Raw genomic sequence first — 16,129 nt, 5'->3', positions numbered from 1 at the left:
GTGGCACACTGACCGCATGAGCGCCGCCAACCTGCGGGCCCGGGTCCGGGCCGAGATGACCGAAGAAATCAAGAGGGTGGCCCGGCGCCACCTCGCCACCGACGGGGCGAACCTGTCGCTCCGAGCCGTCGCCCGCGACCTCGGCATGGCCTCGTCCGCGGTCTACCGCTACTTCGCCAGCCGGGACGAGCTGCTCACGGCGCTGATCATCGACGCGTACGACGCGGTCGGCGACGCCGCCGAGCAGGCCGCGGCCGCGGCTCCCACGCCACTCGACAAGTGGCTGGCGGCCTGCCACGCGGCACGTGACTGGGCCCTGGCCAACCCGCCCGAATGGGCGCTGATCTACGGCAGCCCGGTTCCCGGCTATCAGGCACCGCAGGACACCGTCGTCCCGGCGACCCGGGTACTGCTGCTTCTGGGGGCGACGCTCGCCGAAGCCCATCGGGGCGGGCTCGTCGCCGAGCGTTCACTGATCACCGGCGGGTTCGCCGACGAGCTGGTGCCGGTCGCGGCGTCGTTCTATCCGGACCTGCCGGCCCGGGTGGTGGCCGACACGCTCGCCGCGTTCTTCCAGCTCTGCGGCGCGATAAGCGCGGAACTGTTCGGCCAGCTGAACAAGTCGATCGAGCAGGACCGGCGCGGCTTCTTCGAGTTCCAGATGCGCGGGGCGGCCAACCAGGCCGGCCTGACCTAGGGCGTCCAGCCGGCTTCGGCCATGAGCACACGGTCGCCACGCATCGGTACGCCCTCGGACATCAGCCGAGCCTTTGCCTCCCGTTCGTGGCCGGGCGGGAGGCGGCCGCCGCCGGTGCACACCCGATGCCAGGGCACGCCGCCGCCGTGCAGCGCCATGATCCGGCCCACCTGCCGGGCGGAGTTCCGGCCGGAGCGGTCCGCCAAGGCGTCGGCGACCGCGCCGTACGACATGACGCGGCCCTCGGGGATGCTCTCGACCAGCGCGAGGACCTCTTCGACGTACTCCTGGGGTGTCATCACCCGCCACGATATGGGATCTGACAACGATCGACACCGGCCAGCCGAGCACAATGGGCCGGGTGCGAGAAGTGGTGACCGGTGCGCGCCGGATCGTGGTGAAAGTGGGGTCGTCCTCACTGACCACCGCGTCGGGCGGCATCGACGAGCAACGTGTCGACGCTCTGGTCGACATTCTGGGCAAGCTGGCCACCAGTGGACACGAGGTGGTCCTCGTCTCCAGCGGCGCGATCGCCGCCGGGCTGGCCCCGTTGCAGCTCCGCCGCCGACCGCGTGACCTGGCCACCCAGCAGGCCGCCGCATCGGTCGGCCAGGGCCTGCTGATCGGGCGCTACACCACGGGTTTCGCCCGGTACGGCCTGACGGTCGGCCAGGTGCTGCTCACCGTGGACGACGTGACCCGGCGGGCGCACTACCGCAACGCGTACCGGACGTTGCGGAAACTGCTCGACCTCGGCGCGCTGCCGGTCGTCAACGAGAACGACACGGTCGCCACCGAGGAGATCCGGTTCGGCGACAACGACCGGCTGGCCGCGCTGGTCGCCGCCCTGGTCGACGCCGATCTGCTGGTGCTGCTCTCCGATGTGGACGCGCTCTACACCGGCAATCCCGCCGACCCGCTGTCACGCCGCATCTCCTATGTCGCTGACGATTCGGACCTGGCCGACATCAACATCGCGTCGCCGGGTCGTTCCGGGGTCGGCACCGGCGGCATGGTCACCAAGGTCGAGGCGGCCCGGATCGCCACCGGATTCGGCATCCCGGTGGTGCTGACCGCCGCGCCGATGGCCGGGCCGGCGCTCTCCGGCGAGGAGGTCGGGACGCTGTTCCAGGCCGCCGGGAAACGTCCGGCCGCCCGGCTCTTCTGGCTGGCACACGCCACCTCCCCGCGCGGCCGCCTGCATCTGGACGCGGGCGCGGTCGCGGCCGTGGTGGCCCGCCGCAAGTCGCTGTTGCCGGCCGGGATCACCGCGGTGGACGGCTCCTTCGCGGCCGGCGATCCGGTCGACCTGGTCGACGCCGGCTCGGGGGTCCCGGTGGCACGCGGCCTGGTCAACTACGACGCCGTGGAACTGCCCGCATTGCTGGGCCGGTCCACCCCGGAGTTGGCCGCGGCCCTCGGTCCGGGTTATGAACGAGAGGTCGTCCACCGCGACGACCTGGTGCTCTTGTAAAGGGGTTAGTCATGAGCGTGCTGGAGCAGGCGTCCGCAGCCAGGGTCGCCGCCATCGACCTGGCCGGGGCGACCCGCGCCGAGAAGGACCGGGCGTTGCTGCTGATGGCCGACCGCCTGGTGGAACGCAGCGACGACATCGTCGCGGCGAACCAGGTCGACATCCGCAACGGCCGCGAGGGCGGCCTGTCCGAGGCGATGATCGACCGCCTGACCCTGACCACCGAGCGGGTGGCCGCGATGGCCGACGGCCTGCGCCAGCTCGCCGCCCTGCCGGACCCGATCGGTGACGTGGTCCGCGGCTCCACCCTGGCGAACGGGTTGGAGCTGCGGCAGGTCCGGGTGCCGTTCGGCGTGGTCGGCATGATCTACGAGGGCCGGCCGAACGTGACCGCCGACGCCGCCGGCATCTGCCTCAAGTCCGGCAACGCGGCGCTGCTGCGCGGTTCCGGCTCGGCGTTCTCCTCGAACGCGGCGATCGTCTCGGTGCTGCGCAAGGCGGTCGCCGACGCGGGCCTGCCGGCCAACGCCATCCAGCTCCTGGACGCCACCACCCGCGACTCGGTGAAGGAGTTGATGCGGGCCCGTGGCCTGGTCGACGTGCTGATCCCGCGCGGTGGTGCCTCCCTGATCAAGACGGTGGTCGAGCAGTCCACGGTGCCGGTGATCGAGACCGGCGTCGGCAACTGCCACGTCTACGTCGACGCGGCCGCCGACCTGGAGAAAGCCCTCGCGGTGACGGTCAACTCCAAGACCCAGCGCTACTCCACCTGCAACACCGCGGAGTCACTGCTGGTGCACACCGAGATCGCGGACTCGTTCCTGCCGCTCGTGCTGGAAGAGTTCGAGGTCAAGGGCGTCACCGTGCACGGCGACGCCCGGGTGGCCGGCTACAGCGATGCGGTGGTCCAGGCCACCGAAGAGGATTGGGGTACGGAGTACCTGTCCCCCGACATCTCGGTGGGGATCGTCGACTCCCTGGACGACGCCCTCGACCACATCCGCCGCTTCGGCACCGGCCACACCGAGGCCATCGTCAGCGAGTCCACCACCGCGACCCGGCGTTTCGTCGCCGGCGTGGACGCCGCGGCCGTGATGGTCAACGCGTCGACCCGTTTCACCGACGGCGGCGAGTTCGGCTTCGGCGCGGAGATCGGCATCAGCACGCAGAAACTGCACGCCCGCGGCCCGATGGGCCTGCCCGAGCTGACCTCGACGAAGTACGTCGTCACCGGGAACGGCCACACCCGCTGACGGCTGTCAGGCGAGGAACCGCAGCAACAGCGAGCCGGCCAGGAGCGAGCCGACCAGGAACACGATCAGGACGGCGGTGCCGAGCACCGAGGCGATGAGCGCGGCGCGGTGGTCACGCACCGTTGATGGCGGGTCCGGTTCACCGGGCCCGCCGTCGGCGTCGTGGTCGTCGAAGAACAGCACGCGCCGAAGATAGGCCGACACCCGCTGGAACCAGGGCTTCGGCATGGGATCTGCGACACATCTCCACACTTCGTCCACAGCCTGCCGAGCGCGCCGCGATCGCCCGGATGGCCGTCACTCACCGTAATCCTGACCGATCGGCTGATGCTGGAGAAATCGGGCGAAGGCAGGATATTTCCAGACGGCCCGCACCTGGGCCGTGGGCGAGGCACAGAACCGCCGGGCGAGTTGGTCGCCCATGTCCGGCGGGGAGCCAGCGGCGAAACCGACGTCCTTGGTCAACCCAAGGAGATCGCTCGATGCACCAGAACCAGTTCCTGGCCGACCCGGCCACTCTTGCCCAGCTGCTCGGCAAGAGCACCGAACCGACGTACAGCGCTGCGGCGCGGGCCTCGATCAAGGGCCGGTCGGTGCTCGTGACCGGCGCCGGCGGCTCCATCGGCAGCGAGATCGTGCGCCAGGTGCATCGGCTCTCCCCCGGTCCGGTCTACCTGCTCGACCACGACGAGGGCGCCCTGCACAGCCTCCAGGTGGAGCTGAACGGGCACGGTCTGCTGGACGACGACCGTACGGTTCTGGCGGACATCCGTGACGGGCACACCATGCACCGGCTGATGGAGCAGATCCGTCCCGACATCGTGTTCCACGCCGCCGCGCACAAGCACCTGCCGCTGTTGGAGCGCTACCCGGCCGAGGGCGTCAAGAGCAACCTCATCGGCACCGCCAACGTCGTCGCCGCGGCCGCGAACGCCGGCACCACCACGTTCGTCAACATCTCGACGGACAAGGCCGCCGCGCCGAGCAGCGTCCTCGGCGCCACCAAGCGTCTCGCCGAGCGTGTCGTGGCCGCCTGGGCGGGCAGCTCGATGCAGGTCGCCTCCGTGCGGTTCGGAAACGTCCTCGGCAGCCGTGGCTCGTTCCTTCCGACGCTGCACTGGCAGCTCAGCAACGGCCTGCCGGTCACCATCACCGACCCCCGGATCACGCGGTTCTTCATGACCATTCCGGAGGCGGCCGGGCTCGTCATCGAGGCCGGCGAGATGGCGCAGGCCGGTGAGACGTACGTGCTGGACATGGGCGACCCGGTCAGCATCGAGGACCTGGTGCGCCGGTTCGCCGTGGCGCTCGACGCGGAGCCGCAGATCGTCTACACCGGACTGCGGCCGGGCGAGAAGCTGCACGAGGAACTGCTGGACAGCATCGAGAACCTGACCAGCACCCGGCACCCGCGGGTTTCCGCGGTCACCGCCAACGGCCCGGCGCAGATCGCGCTGCTGGACGAGGTGGACCGCATCGCGACCGCGGCGGCGGTCCTGGGCACCGAGGAACTTCGCGAGCTGCTCTGGGACCTGCTGCACAGCACCGCCGCACACAGCCACGACCTGGTGGGAGCCCGATGACCCAGGTGGCCTGGTGGGTCGTCGTCCTGTCCTTCCTGGTGATCCCGGTGGTCTGGGTCCTGATCGATCGTGCTCCCGCGCTCGTGGCGGGATTCACCGGACGGAAGCCGTCGGCGGGGTCCCCGAACGAGGACTTCGAGATCCTGGTTCCGATCTACGGATCGGTCTCCTATCTGGAGAATGTGGACTACCTGCGCCAGTACGGCGCCAAGGTCCTGCTCTGCACGACGAACGGCGAGACCGCGGCGTTCTACCGCGACCTGGCCGGCATCGCTGAGAAGAACGGCTTCCGGATCTATCGGGCCGAAGCCGTGGCCGGGGGCATCGGCTCCGACGGCCGGCGCGCCACCTCGGGCGCGGCCCGCGACATGCTCGTCCGGGAAGCGCTCGAACACGTGGTCCGCGCGGCGTACGTCGTCTGCATCGATGCCGACAGCGTCACCGAGCGGCCGTTCGGCGAACTCGTGGGAATGCTGGCGGCCAACGGTTACGACTTCGCGTCCGTACCGCTCGTGCCGTCGAACACCGGAACCGCGCTCGGGCAGCTCCAAGCGTACGAATACCGCAGCGCCATGAAGCTCCGGCACATCGCGCCGTGGCAGGTGTCAGGCGCCTGCCACGTGGCACGGGCTGAGGCACACCGTGCGGTCATGCGCCGCCACTCGCTGTTCTTCCAGGGCAACGACGTCGAGGCCGGCCTGCTGGCGAAGGCGCTCGGATACCGGATCGGCCACCTGCCGTTCGCGGTGAGCACCGCCGTGCCGGACACCGTCAAGAGCTGGTACCGGCAGCGGCTCGCCTGGTCCGGCGGCGAGTTCCGGCTGTTCGTCATGAACCTGCACCTGCTCGTCCGGCACCCGGTCTTCTGGATCTACGGCGCCATCGTGACCACCCTCGGGCTGCCGCTGCGCTGGGTCACGCTGGCCACCGGAGGATGGGCGCTGCTGGTGATCTTCGGGTTGCACTTCGTCGCGACCGTGTGCGTCCACTGGCGCGTACGGACACCGTGGCTCCTGCTGCTCCCCCTCTATTCGCTGTTCAACAGCCTGGTCATGACTCCGCTCGGCGCCATCTGGTACGTACGGATGGCGGTTGCCGATCGGAATGCCGGATTCATCCGAGCCCGCCGGTCGCGATCGTCGCGGAAGCTGAACCCGCTCGCTACCGCGTAGCTCTCCGGACGTCGAAACGCTCGCCCTCAGGGCGAGCGTTTCGGCTGTTCAGCGGCAGGCGCGCAGCGCCGTCAGCGTCGTGTTGACGTCGAAGAGCGGGCCCTCGTTGCTGTCCCAGCCACCATCGCTGCGCTGGGTCTCCGACAAGCGCTTCCGCGCGTTCCGCAGCAGCCAGTCGTCACCGAGATTGACCCGGCGCAGAACCGCCGCCATCGAAGCCACATCCGCCGGTGACATGTCCGGCAGCCGCTCGCCCAGCACCAGCTGCACGCGCGCCGACTCGTAGAAGTACTGCTGCTGGTTGAGCAGGCCGGCGGCATGCCAGCCGGCTGCCAGGAAGGACGGCCAGGTGCCGTCCGGGCGCAGCTGGGAGACCACCCAGGCGGCCGCCCGGCCGAGGACGTCGCCGTAGAGGGATCGAGTCTGGTACGGGTCCGCCTCCACCGCCGCGGAGGTGAGCCAGAAGCCGGCCACCGACGTCAGGTACAGGGTGGCTTCCGGGTCGCCGGGCATCGCCCATGGTGGGGCCTGCTCGGCAAGCGTCTCGTGCTCCTGCCAGGTGCCGTCGCCGCGCTGGGCGGCAGCCAGCCAGTGCAGGGCGCGCTCGACGACGGGGCCGCGCAGGCCGCCGAGGTCGTCGAGCTCGTTGAGGCGGAAACAGGTGGCGTCGATGGATGGCACCCCGCCCTCGGCCGATGCCGGCCAGCCGCCGTCCGCCATCTGCCCGGAGGCGATGCGGTCCACGACTTCCTCCGGCGGCGGTTGCCCGGCCCGGAGGTAGGACAATCGAGCCCGTTCGACCGGGTCACCGTGGGCGACCACGTACCCGATCGCGGCGTCTATATCGACCACGGTGGTGACGGTACCGGCCGAACCTGTGATTCGCTGAGCCATTCTCACGCTGAGGGGTCACCCGAAAGTGGCCCCTCAGCGTGAGATGTCAGTAAGACGGCAGGGACGGGTCGACGGTGTTCACCCAGGAGACGATGCCGCCCTGGACGTGCACGGCGTCCTTGAAACCGGCCGTCTTGAGCGCGGCGAGGGCCTCGGCCGAACGCACGCCAGACTTGCAGTGCAGCACGATCTGCCGGTCCTGCGGGAACTTCGCGAGCGCCTCACCGGAGAGGATCTCGCCCTTGGGGATCAGGGTCGCGCCGGGGATCCGGTTGATCTCCCACTCGGCGGGCTCGCGGACGTCGACCAGGAAGATGTCCTTGCCGGAGTCCTGCCAGTCCTTGAGCTCGCGGGCCGTGATGGTGGAGCCGGCCGTGGCCTCCTGCGCCTCGACCGAGACCGCGCCGCAGAAGTCCTCGTAGTCCTCGAGGAGATCGGTGACGGTCGGGTTCTCACCGCAGAGCGCGCAGTTCGGGTCCTTCCGCACCTTGATCTTGCGGTAGCTCATCTCCAGGGCGTCGTAGACCATCAGGCGCCCGACCAGCGGCTCACCGATGCCGGTGATCAGCTTGATCGCCTCGTTGACCTGGATCGAGCCGATCGACGCGCAGAGCACGCCGAGAACGCCGCCCTCGGCGCAGCTCGGGACCATGCCGGGCGGCGGGGGCTCCGGGTAGAGGCAGCGGTAGCAGGGACCGTGCTCCTCCCAGAAGACCGAGGCCTGGCCGTCGAAGCGGTAGATGGAACCCCAGACATACGGCTTGCCGAGCAGCACCGCGGCGTCGTTGACCATGTAGCGGGTCGCGAAGTTGTCGGTGCCGTCGACGATCAGGTCGTACTGACTGAAGATCTCTTTGACGTTGTCACGGTCCAGCGCGGTGTTGTGGATGACCACATTGACCAGCGGGTTGATCTCGGCGATGCTGCGCGCCGCCGACTCCGCCTTGGGCGTGCCGACGTCGGAGACGCCGTGGATGACCTGGCGCTGGAGGTTTGACTCGTCGACCGTGTCGAAGTCGATGATGCCGAGCGTGCCGACGCCGGCCGCAGCCAGGTACAGCAGCGCCGGTGAGCCGAGGCCGCCCGCGCCCACGGCGAGGACCTTGGCGTTCTTGAGCCGCTTCTGCCCGTCCATCCCGACATCGGGGATGATCAGGTGACGCGAATAGCGGCGGATCTCATCGACGCTCAGCTCGGCGGCCGGCTCGACGAGCGGGGGCAGAGCCACAGTTCACTCCCCGGGTTCGGTGGTAAGGATCGCCGCCTATTCTTGCTCGTCCAGCGGCAACACGCCCATGACGTCCGACACGGCCCGGCATGCGGGATCGCGGAATATTCAGGCCATCGGCTCGCCGGCGTACCGTTCGCCGTCGAGATAGGGCCAGGCGTTGCGGGTGCAGCCCTTGAGACCGTAGGTCTGCTGCATCATCACCGGCGCCGGCTCGCCCTCCCCCGGGCACAGCTCGTGCCCGTGCCCCAGCTCGTGGCCGACCTCGTGGTTGATCGCGTATTGGCGGTACTCGGCGAGATGCCCCTGGTAATCCACGATCCCCTCGGCCCACCGGTCCGCGTTGATGATCACCTTGCCGGGCACCCGGCACGAGGTGAAACCCGCGGTCTGCAGGCCACCGGTCGCGCACATCCGCTCCGACGTGCGCGCGGACGCCAGGAAGATGGTGAAGTCGGCGTTCCCGGCCGAACCCGGCACTCGCCGCAGTCGCACGGTGCCCTCGGACGTCCAGCTGCGCTGGTCACCGAGCGTGCGGTCGATCTCGGCTGCGAAATCGCCCGGCCCCGGAGCCGCCACTGTCTTCTCCGCCGCCACCCGGAAGCGGTGCAGGCGTCCCCCGGTGCCGAGCATGGGGCCGCGGCCTTTCGCGTACCGAAACTCCCCTGCCCCGACCGGCTCGGCCGTGCCCTCTGCTGCCTGCGGCGTCGCCGCAGGAACATCCATTGGTTCCGCGCCCACCGGTTCGGCCGCGCGCTGCGCGGCCTCCCGCCCGGGCGCGGTGGGTTGCTCATCGTCGCGCAGCTGATGTCCGATCACCAAAATCACCACAACCACCATGAGGTACGCGAGAAGCACCGCGCGCCGCCGTCGCCGCAGAGTCCGTGGTGACGCCGAGGGCGCGGCGTGCCGGGCATTCTTGGTACGCGAGCGCGCCGGCACATGGTCCTCGGCCTCATCGTCGCGGCCGAGCACCGCCGGGAGGAACGCCGGTTCGTGCTCATCTTCGCGCTTGTCAGGCCGCTCCGCCGGGTGCGGCGGAACATAGGGCCGCGCGCCGGGCAGTTCCTCGGTAACCGCTTCCATCGGCGGCGGGTCGGCCGCCGTATCGGGCGCGTCCCGCAGCACCGGATCCGGGACATAGATGTTCTCGGTGTTGTTCCGCTCGAGCAGGGCGTGCGGCGGCCAGAGGTTGTCGGGCAGCTCCGCCGGGAGCCGGACGCTCTCCGGAAGGCCGGCGGGCGGCCGGTTCGCGATCCGCGGATATCCGGCTTCCGGCACCTCGGCCTGCTCCTCGGTGGCGCGGTGCGCTCCGGCCTGCCCCGTCTTCCATGCCGGGCCGGGCGGTTCCTCCGGGTGGGTGGCCCACGTGAACGGCTCGGGATAGGCCTCGCCCTGCGGGCGGGCGCCGCCTGCCTGCGGGCCAGCGTTGCCGGTCTGCGGGCGAGCGTTACCGGTCTGTGGACGGGCGTTGCTCATCTGAGGGCGAGCGTTGCCAGTCTGTGGACGGGCGTTGCCGGCCTGCGGACGGGCGTTGCCGGCCTGCGGACGGGCGTTGCTCATCTGAGGGCGAGCGTTGCCAGTCTGTGGACGGGCGTTGCCCGCCTCCTGGCGAGCGCTGCCGGTCTCCTGGCGAGAGCCGCCGCCCTGCGGGCGGGCGCTGCCGGTCTCCTCGTGGGGACTGCCGGTGGCCGGGCTGGTGTTGCCGGCGGGAGGCCGCACCGCCTCGGGTGGGCCGGCCGGTGGCCGGGAGGCGAGCGGCGGCCGGGAGCCGCCACCAGGGCGAGTGCCGGCCGAGCCCTGCGCGCGGCTGCCCAGGCCGGTATCACCGGACCGGCTCGCCCGGCGTGCCGAAGATGTGGCAGAACGCCGGCTGCCCTGATCTGCCGCGTCGGCGTCCGGTTCGGCCGCTCGGCCGGCCGCCGCGGTCGAGGCGGCCAGCCGTTCGGCGGCGAGCTCCACGATCCCGCGAGTCATCTCCGCGGGTGGATGGCCAGCATGCTCCGTCGCGGCCTGCGTCGCGGCGGAGATCTGCGCCGCCGAGCTCTGTCCAGCCGAGCCCTGTGCGACCGAACTCTGTGCGGCCGAACTCTGTGCGGCAGGGGTGCGGCGCTGCCGTGTGGAACGCGCCGGTGATCCGGCCTGCTCGGTGGCGTCCGGGTCGGTCGGCGGGATAGGCGAGGCCGGCAGTTCGTCGGCCGTCTTCGCCGCCGAGCTACTTCGCCTGCTCCTGGTGCCGCTCGTCGCCCGGCGAGTTGTTCCGGCCGCAGGCTCCGCCTCCGGCTCGGCCGCCACGGCGGCCCGCCGCCGCGCCCTCGCGGCGGCAGGGTCCGATAGGGCGGACCGACCGTCCAGCTCAGCCATGGACTCCGCGTCAGGCTCGGCGATCCGGCGCCGCGACCTCGCGGCGGTCGCGTCCGATACGGCGGACCGGCCGTCCAGATCAACCGCGGATCCCAGCTCCGGCTCGGCCGCGGCGGTCCGGCGCCGTGCCCTCCCGGTAGAGGTGTCCGATACGGCAGCCCTGCGGGCCAGCTCAGCCGCGGACCCCGCCGGGTCGGCCGACACGGCAGTTCGGCGCCGTGATCTCCCGGTAGTGGTGTCAGATGCGGCCGGCTGGCTGGCCGGCTCACTCACGAACTCGGCCTCCAACTCGCCCGGCGCGATGGCCCGGCGCCGCGACCTACCGGCGGCGTCCGATGCGGCTGGGCCTCGGGCCTGCTCACCCACAAACTCCGGCTCGCCCGGCTCGGCGGTCCGGCGCCGCGATCTGCCGGTGGCGGTGTCCGAGGGGGCGGTCTGATGAGCCAGGTCAGCTACGGACTCCGCCTCCGGCTCGGTGGTCCGGCGCCGCGACCTCCCGGTGGCGGTGTCCGAGGGGGCAGCGTGGCGGGCATGCTCGGCCGTGAACTCGGCGCTGAGCTCGGCCGGTGCGGCAGCGCGGCGCCGGGAGGTGGCCGGGGTGTTGCCTGCCTCGCCGGAAGCCGGGTCGGCCGGGGCCGTGGTGGCGGTCTTACGGGCGGCCGGGGTCGCGGTGGCGGTCTTACGGGCAGCAGGGGTGGCGGTCTTGCGGGCGGCCGCGCGGGTGGGCGTCGCTTGGCTGGAGGTCGACTTGACTGCGGGAGCCTTCACCGCAGGGGTCTCGCCCGGAGGTGTCTTAGCCGGGGGCGTCTTGGCCTGGGACGTCTCGACCTGGGACGTCTCGGCCGGAGGCGTTTTGGCCGAAAGCGTCTTGGCCGGGGGTGTCTTGGCCGGAAGCGTCTTGGCCGGGGGTGTCTCGGCCAGAGGCGTCTTGGGCGGCGGCGTCTTCGTGGCGGGGGCGTCGCCGGCGTCGGGGCCTCGTGGCGGCCGTGCCGGCTTGCGGGCGGGCTCCGTGGGCACTGTGATCATCGACTTCGTTGCGGTCGCCGGGAGGGTCCTGGGCGGCGGTTGTGCCTCTTCGGGCATGGCGTCGGCGCGCCGGTCAATGCCGGAAGCGCTCGGATCAGCGGGACCATTTGTCGCGTTTGCCATAGCAAGCGCTAGCCTGCCATGAGTCACCGCGTGTCTCAGGACTTTCGCGTTTCCGTACCGGATGGGCCGAAAGCCGAGGTCAGAGCGTTGGGCCCGAGAGGTCGCGGTTGTTGTGGCGCGGCCATGCGAACGGGACGCAACCGCGCAGGGTGATGGTCTGCTGCACCATCACCGGCGCGGGAGTGCCGGCCTTCGGGCAGCCCTGGTGGCGGTAGCCGAGTTCGTGGCCGACCTCGTGGTTGATCACGTACTGCCGGTACGTCGCGAGGTCGACCCCGGCCTGCACGTAGGGGCGGGCCGAGCCGCGCCAGCGGTCCAGGTTGATGATGGCTTTCCCGGACGCACGGCACGAGGTGTACGGCACGCCGCCGATCCGGATGTTGGTGCCGCCCCGGGCACACATCTGCCCGGCCGTGTCCCGGGTCGCCAGGTAGACCGTGAAGTCGGCGGGGTCGGAGCCGGCGACCGGCTGGAGGCGTACCCGGCCGCCGCCGGACCAGCTGCGCTTGTCACCGAGGATCGACCGCACCTGCGCGGCGAACACGTCGACGTCCTCATTGCTGCCCCTCTCGACCGCGACGCGGAAACGGCGCAGTGGGCCCTTGGCGCCGGCTACCGGGCCGCGGCCGCTCGCGTACTGGAAACGGCCGGTGCCGCGGGTGGGCGCTGGGGCGGCGAGTCTCAGCACGCCGGCGGTGGGGAACGGGCCGGAGGCGGCGGACGGGGGCGCCGCCGGCGCGGACTCGAGCATTGGGGCCCCAGGCTGCGCAGCACCGAGCTGCGAAGTACTGGGCAGCGGAACACTGGGCAACGGAGCGCCCGGCGATGGCGAGTTCGCCATCGGAGCGGTCGCGGCACTCGACGATGGGATCGATACGGCGGACCCGGAGACCGCGGGCGAAGGCGCGGCCGGGCTCACCCCGGCGGACGGTGAACTCGCGGCTGCCGCATTCCCGGCCGGGACGGGCGAGCCGAGCTGGCCGGCCGCGGCCACGATGAGCAGGACGATCGTGGCCGCGAAGACCAGGAGCCAAGACTGGCGCCACCGATCTCCCCGGGACGGGGATTCCGGCTCGGCGACGTGTACGCGAGAGATCATCGGGTTCAAGGCTTCCACATCCGGCCGAACACGCCCACCCGGCACGAATCATGTGCGCCACGGCACATCGGGCGCGGCACCGGCGGCGACCGGATGCATGGGCCCGGCGGTCGCGCTGGGACCGCAAGCACGGCGGCGGATCGCGCGGCTCGGTGGGACTCTTCGTGGCGCGTATCGAAAAAGGGAGTGAGAGAACAGCCTGGCTTCAGCCGAGCGGGGTTTGGATCTCGTCGAGAAGGCCGACTATCGCGCGGGCGACCAGCCGGGGTTCCTCCATCTGGGCGACATGGCCGACGCCGGGCAGTACCAGCAGGCGGCTGTCGGTGATGGCGCGGGCCACCTGGGCCGGCACCCGCGGATCGACCAGGCGGTCGTTGAGGCCGCCGATGACCAGCGTGGGGGCCTGGATCCGGCCGGCCAGCCGCCACTGCGAGTCGGCGCCCGGCAGGTACGCACGCAGGAAGCTGCCGACCAGACCGCGGAGAGTGCCGAGGTACGCCTTCGGATAGTGGGCCACCGTGTAGCGGAGCTGGATCTCCTCCATCGCTTCGGCCCGGCGTTGCGGATGCACCTTGGTGGTGTCGCCGAAGCAGGCGGCCAGCACCTGCTCGGCCATCTGTTCCGCGGTGACCCGGGTCAGCGCCCAGGCCACGATGCGGTCCGCGCGCGGCAGGGCGAGCAGCGGTAGGACCGGGCCCTGCGCGGTGCGGCGCGGGTTGAGGAACGGCATGGCCGGCGAGATCAGCGTGAGCGTGCGGACCAGGTCGGGGCGCAGCGCGGCGACACGCACCGAGATGGAGCCGCCGAGCGAGTTGGCGATCAGGTGGACCGGGCCGCGTCCGGAGTGCTCCAGGTAGTCGATGACGGTGTCCGCGAACGCCGGGATCGAGTAGCGCGGGATCGCGTCGCTGTAGCCGAACCCGGGCAGGTCCAGCGCGTGCCCGTCCAGGCGGTCGGCGAGCAGGCCGGCGAGGTCGGTGAAGTTCTGCGAGGAGCCGCCCAGCCCGTGCACGTAGACCGCGGGCTCGGCGCTGGAGCTCAGGCCCGGCGTCTCCCGGACGTGCAGCATCGATCCGCCGACCTGGACCCGCCGTGCGGGCCAGGGCGGCGGGACCTCACCCGCCGGCAACAGCGCACTGTCGTCGGCAAGAACCGCGCCTCTCATCAAGCCAACAGTGCCTCAACGCGCCGGTTGACCGCGGCCAGCGTGGCGCGGACCATAGCGTGCCGGTCGTCACCGGTGACCACGGCCGAGCCGGCGAGCTGCTCGACCCAGCCACCGCCGCAGGAGAGCAGCAGCACCACGACCGCGACCTGCATCTGGCCGAACGAGACGGCTGCGGCGTGCTCGACGAAGCAGCGGGCCGGGCCCTCCTCGTGCTGAGAGGCGGAGAGCAGTTCGTCGATCGCGCCGGCGGTCGCGGTGGCGCAGAGCCGCAGCAGGTAGCCGTCGACCGCCGGGCCGGTGGCCACACCGGAGGCGGCCCGATCACCGGCACGCAGCCGCACCTCCACGGTGGCGTCCGCGCCGAACGTGTTGACGTGCACGTTCTCGATGACCACGCGGGGGCCGGGATTGTCGCCCGGGTCCAGCGGCCGCGGCCGGCTCGCGTCGTGCGGCACCAGCGCGGCGACCGAGGGCCGGACCTCTCGTGGCCTCGGTTCGGGGAGCGGCGCGGCCGGTGCCGGCGCTACCGAAATCGGGGCGGGGGCGGGAGCGGGAGCGGCCGAGATCGGCGCCGGAGCGGGTGGCGCCGAGGCCGGTGCGGCGGCCGCGCCGGAGACCGGGGCGGTGGGCACCGCGGCGCGGCCCGGACGGGTGGCCTGACCGGGTACGAACGGTGCGGCCGCGGGGCTGTCCCCGGGCATCGCCGCGTCCAGGCCCATCCGGTCCTGGAGCAGGCGGGCGACCTGCCGGCTCACCTCGGCCGGGTCGGCGCCGTCGGCCAGGTCCAGGCGGAGGCTGTGCGCGCCCGCCGGGGTGGCCCGCAGCGACGCGTCGCGGACGCCGTCGACCTCGCGCACCGCGGCGAGGATGTCCTGGACGTCGAAGCCCTCCTGCCGCTCCTGCGCCGGCACCACGTCACCGCGGCGCAGGTGCGTCGCGATGCGCGCCAGGGCGGGCGCCTCGGCCGATGGCTCCACGGAGGGCGGCTCCGGAACTCGGGGCACGTCCGGCTGAGCCGGTACGCGCTGGGGGAGCGCCCCTTTCTTCTCGCTGGGCTCACCGGCGGGCGGGGCGTAGGGAGAGGTGACGTCGTCGGCGGCGGGCGGGAAGGCGACCGGCGCCGGCTCGAAGGAGCGGCGCTGGAAGCTGGACGAATCGTACGACGGCCGGGCCAGGGTGGCCGGGTTGTCCGCCGATCGTTTGTCCCCCGGCGGTGCGGTCTCCACCTGCGGAAGACCCTGGGCCAGGGTGTCGGTGACCAGCGCGTGACGGGAGCGGATCGGATCGGTGGGCGGCGGTGGTGCGGGCTTCGTGATCTCCGGCTCGGTGGCCGGCGCCCAGCCCGAGGTGGGACGCGCCATCGGCACCGCGGCACGGTGCGTGACCACATCCCGGTACGAGTCGTCGAGATCACCCTCGTACGGAAAAGGCGGTGCGCTGCTCGGCGCGGGGGCGGCGCTGCTCGGCGCGGGCGGGGGCGCCGGGCTGTGCGGCACCGGTGCGGCACCCGGGGAGCGCCGGTGGCCGAGGATGTCGGCGAGGCGGCTGCGCTCACCGGACCAGGACGTCGCCGGCTCCACGTTTCCGGTCGCGATGGTGCCGCTCCTTCCGGGCTCGATGTTCCCGGAAGAGGGAATCTCGGCGTTTTCCAGGTATCCGGGCGGGGCCGGCGGTTGGGTGGGTACGCCGGACGCGGGGGCGGTGCCGAAGGGGCGTTCGGCCGGAATCTGCTGCCGGCCGAAGGAACGGCCGTCCGCCGGACGCCGCCACGGCGGTATGTCCGTTTCCTGGTCCGATGCCGCACTCCTGTTGGCCCACGGACTCTCGCCGTTCATCCACCCGTCAACTCGGGTGCGGTCCCGCGAGTCGGCGCCGTTGCCGCCCGCTGAGGCTCCGGTGTCTCCGGAATGCCCTGATTCATCCACCGCGTGCTCCTCGCTCGCCCCCGCTGAGGCTACCGTGTGGTTGCAGTGGCGATAAGTTGCAGCGGCGCGACAATTGCCGGCACGACCGCGACATGCGCCGATCCGGGCAATCCGCGACGCCAA

13 protein-coding genes are annotated in these 16,129 nt (G+C 71.7%); 5 read left to right on the top strand and 8 right to left on the bottom strand.

Annotated features, from left to right (window positions below; genetic code table 11):
- Nucleotides 1-16: 16 nt before the first annotated feature.
- Nucleotides 17-697 carry a TetR/AcrR family transcriptional regulator gene (locus I4J89_RS41230; RefSeq protein WP_196419654.1) on the top strand — a complete coding sequence of 227 codons (681 nt, stop codon included), beginning with the start codon at nt 17-19 and terminating at the stop codon, nt 695-697.
- Here the strand turns inward: I4J89_RS41230 and I4J89_RS41225 are convergent.
- Nucleotides 694-996, bottom strand: coding sequence for an MGMT family protein (locus tag I4J89_RS41225; protein WP_196419653.1), 303 nt, complete (start codon nt 994-996; stop codon nt 694-696). The two genes, I4J89_RS41230 and I4J89_RS41225, sit on opposite strands and share 4 nt — an antisense overlap.
- Nucleotides 997-1,058: 62 nt before the next feature.
- Here I4J89_RS41225 and proB point away from each other — a divergent pair, with 62 nt between their 5' ends.
- A complete protein-coding gene (gene proB, locus I4J89_RS41220; RefSeq protein ID WP_196419652.1) occupies nt 1,059-2,171 on the top strand; it encodes a glutamate 5-kinase in 1,113 nt (370 codons plus the stop codon).
- Nucleotides 2,172-2,182: 11 nt separating this feature from the next.
- Nucleotides 2,183-3,424 carry a glutamate-5-semialdehyde dehydrogenase gene (locus tag I4J89_RS41215; RefSeq protein WP_196419651.1) on the top strand — a complete coding sequence of 414 codons (1,242 nt, stop codon included), beginning with the start codon at nt 2,183-2,185 and terminating at the stop codon, nt 3,422-3,424.
- Between the two features lie 6 nt (nt 3,425-3,430).
- Here I4J89_RS41215 and I4J89_RS41210 read toward each other — a convergent pair whose 3' ends face one another.
- Complete coding sequence (locus I4J89_RS41210) at nt 3,431-3,652, bottom strand: hypothetical protein (RefSeq protein ID WP_196419650.1); 222 nt, start codon at nt 3,650-3,652, stop codon at nt 3,431-3,433.
- 254 nt (nt 3,653-3,906) lie between these two features.
- On the opposite strand from I4J89_RS41210, the gene I4J89_RS41205 reads away from it, so the two are divergent.
- A complete protein-coding gene (locus I4J89_RS41205; protein ID WP_196419649.1) occupies nt 3,907-5,007 on the top strand; it encodes a polysaccharide biosynthesis protein in 1,101 nt (366 codons plus the stop codon).
- Complete coding sequence (locus tag I4J89_RS41200; RefSeq protein ID WP_196419648.1) at nt 5,004-6,179, top strand: glycosyltransferase family 2 protein; 1,176 nt, start codon at nt 5,004-5,006, stop codon at nt 6,177-6,179. Before I4J89_RS41205 ends, I4J89_RS41200 begins: the two co-directional genes overlap by 4 nt.
- Before the next feature lie 48 nt (nt 6,180-6,227).
- Here I4J89_RS41200 and I4J89_RS41195 read toward each other — a convergent pair whose 3' ends face one another.
- The 6 genes from I4J89_RS41195 to I4J89_RS41170 all read right to left on the bottom strand — a co-directional run bounded on the left by I4J89_RS41195 (nt 6,228) and on the right by I4J89_RS41170 (nt 15,916).
- Nucleotides 6,228-7,031 carry a prenyltransferase/squalene oxidase repeat-containing protein gene (locus tag I4J89_RS41195; RefSeq protein WP_196419647.1) on the bottom strand — a complete coding sequence of 268 codons (804 nt, stop codon included), beginning with the start codon at nt 7,029-7,031 and terminating at the stop codon, nt 6,228-6,230.
- 88 nt (nt 7,032-7,119) lie between these two features.
- Complete coding sequence (moeZ, locus tag I4J89_RS41190) at nt 7,120-8,301, bottom strand: adenylyltransferase/sulfurtransferase MoeZ (RefSeq protein WP_196419646.1); 1,182 nt, start codon at nt 8,299-8,301, stop codon at nt 7,120-7,122.
- Nucleotides 8,302-8,409: 108 nt separating this feature from the next.
- A complete protein-coding gene (locus tag I4J89_RS50410; protein ID WP_230860464.1) occupies nt 8,410-10,665 on the bottom strand; it encodes a DUF3152 domain-containing protein in 2,256 nt (751 codons plus the stop codon).
- Between the two features lie 1,228 nt (nt 10,666-11,893).
- Entirely contained in the window at nt 11,894-12,565 is a 672-nt protein-coding gene (locus tag I4J89_RS41180) for a DUF3152 domain-containing protein (protein WP_230860463.1), read from the bottom strand.
- A gap of 553 nt (nt 12,566-13,118) precedes the next feature.
- Complete coding sequence (locus I4J89_RS41175; protein WP_196419644.1) at nt 13,119-14,078, bottom strand: alpha/beta hydrolase; 960 nt, start codon at nt 14,076-14,078, stop codon at nt 13,119-13,121.
- Nucleotides 14,078-15,916, bottom strand: a complete 1,839-nt coding sequence (locus I4J89_RS41170; RefSeq protein ID WP_230860462.1) for a Daple — start codon at nt 15,914-15,916, stop codon at nt 14,078-14,080. The genes I4J89_RS41175 and I4J89_RS41170 overlap by 1 nt, the downstream gene beginning before the upstream one ends.
- Nucleotides 15,917-16,129: the final 213 nt, after the last annotated feature.

The organism is Actinoplanes aureus (assembly GCF_015704865.1).
GTDB classification, from domain to species: Bacteria; Actinomycetota; Actinomycetes; order Mycobacteriales; family Micromonosporaceae; genus Actinoplanes; species Actinoplanes aureus.
This window is presented reverse-complemented; position numbering and strand designations above follow the sequence as displayed.

Coding starts and splice junctions, on each gene's coding strand:
- I4J89_RS41180 (WP_230860463.1), bottom strand. CDS start 12,565: ATGCTCGAGTCCGCGCCGGCGGCGCCCCCGTCCGCCGCCTCCGGCCCG.
- I4J89_RS41205 (WP_196419649.1), top strand. CDS start 3,907: ATGCACCAGAACCAGTTCCTGGCCGACCCGGCCACTCTTGCCCAGCTG.
- I4J89_RS41230 (WP_196419654.1), top strand. CDS start 17: ATGAGCGCCGCCAACCTGCGGGCCCGGGTCCGGGCCGAGATGACCGAA.
- I4J89_RS41170 (WP_230860462.1), bottom strand. CDS start 15,916: ATGAACGGCGAGAGTCCGTGGGCCAACAGGAGTGCGGCATCGGACCAG.
- I4J89_RS41210 (WP_196419650.1), bottom strand. CDS start 3,652: ATGCCGAAGCCCTGGTTCCAGCGGGTGTCGGCCTATCTTCGGCGCGTG.
- I4J89_RS50410 (WP_230860464.1), bottom strand. CDS start 10,665: ATGGCTGAGCTGGACGGTCGGTCCGCCCTATCGGACCCTGCCGCCGCG.
- I4J89_RS41175 (WP_196419644.1), bottom strand. CDS start 14,078: ATGAGAGGCGCGGTTCTTGCCGACGACAGTGCGCTGTTGCCGGCGGGT.
- I4J89_RS41215 (WP_196419651.1), top strand. CDS start 2,183: ATGAGCGTGCTGGAGCAGGCGTCCGCAGCCAGGGTCGCCGCCATCGAC.
- I4J89_RS41200 (WP_196419648.1), top strand. CDS start 5,004: ATGACCCAGGTGGCCTGGTGGGTCGTCGTCCTGTCCTTCCTGGTGATC.
- I4J89_RS41225 (WP_196419653.1), bottom strand. CDS start 996: ATGACACCCCAGGAGTACGTCGAAGAGGTCCTCGCGCTGGTCGAGAGC.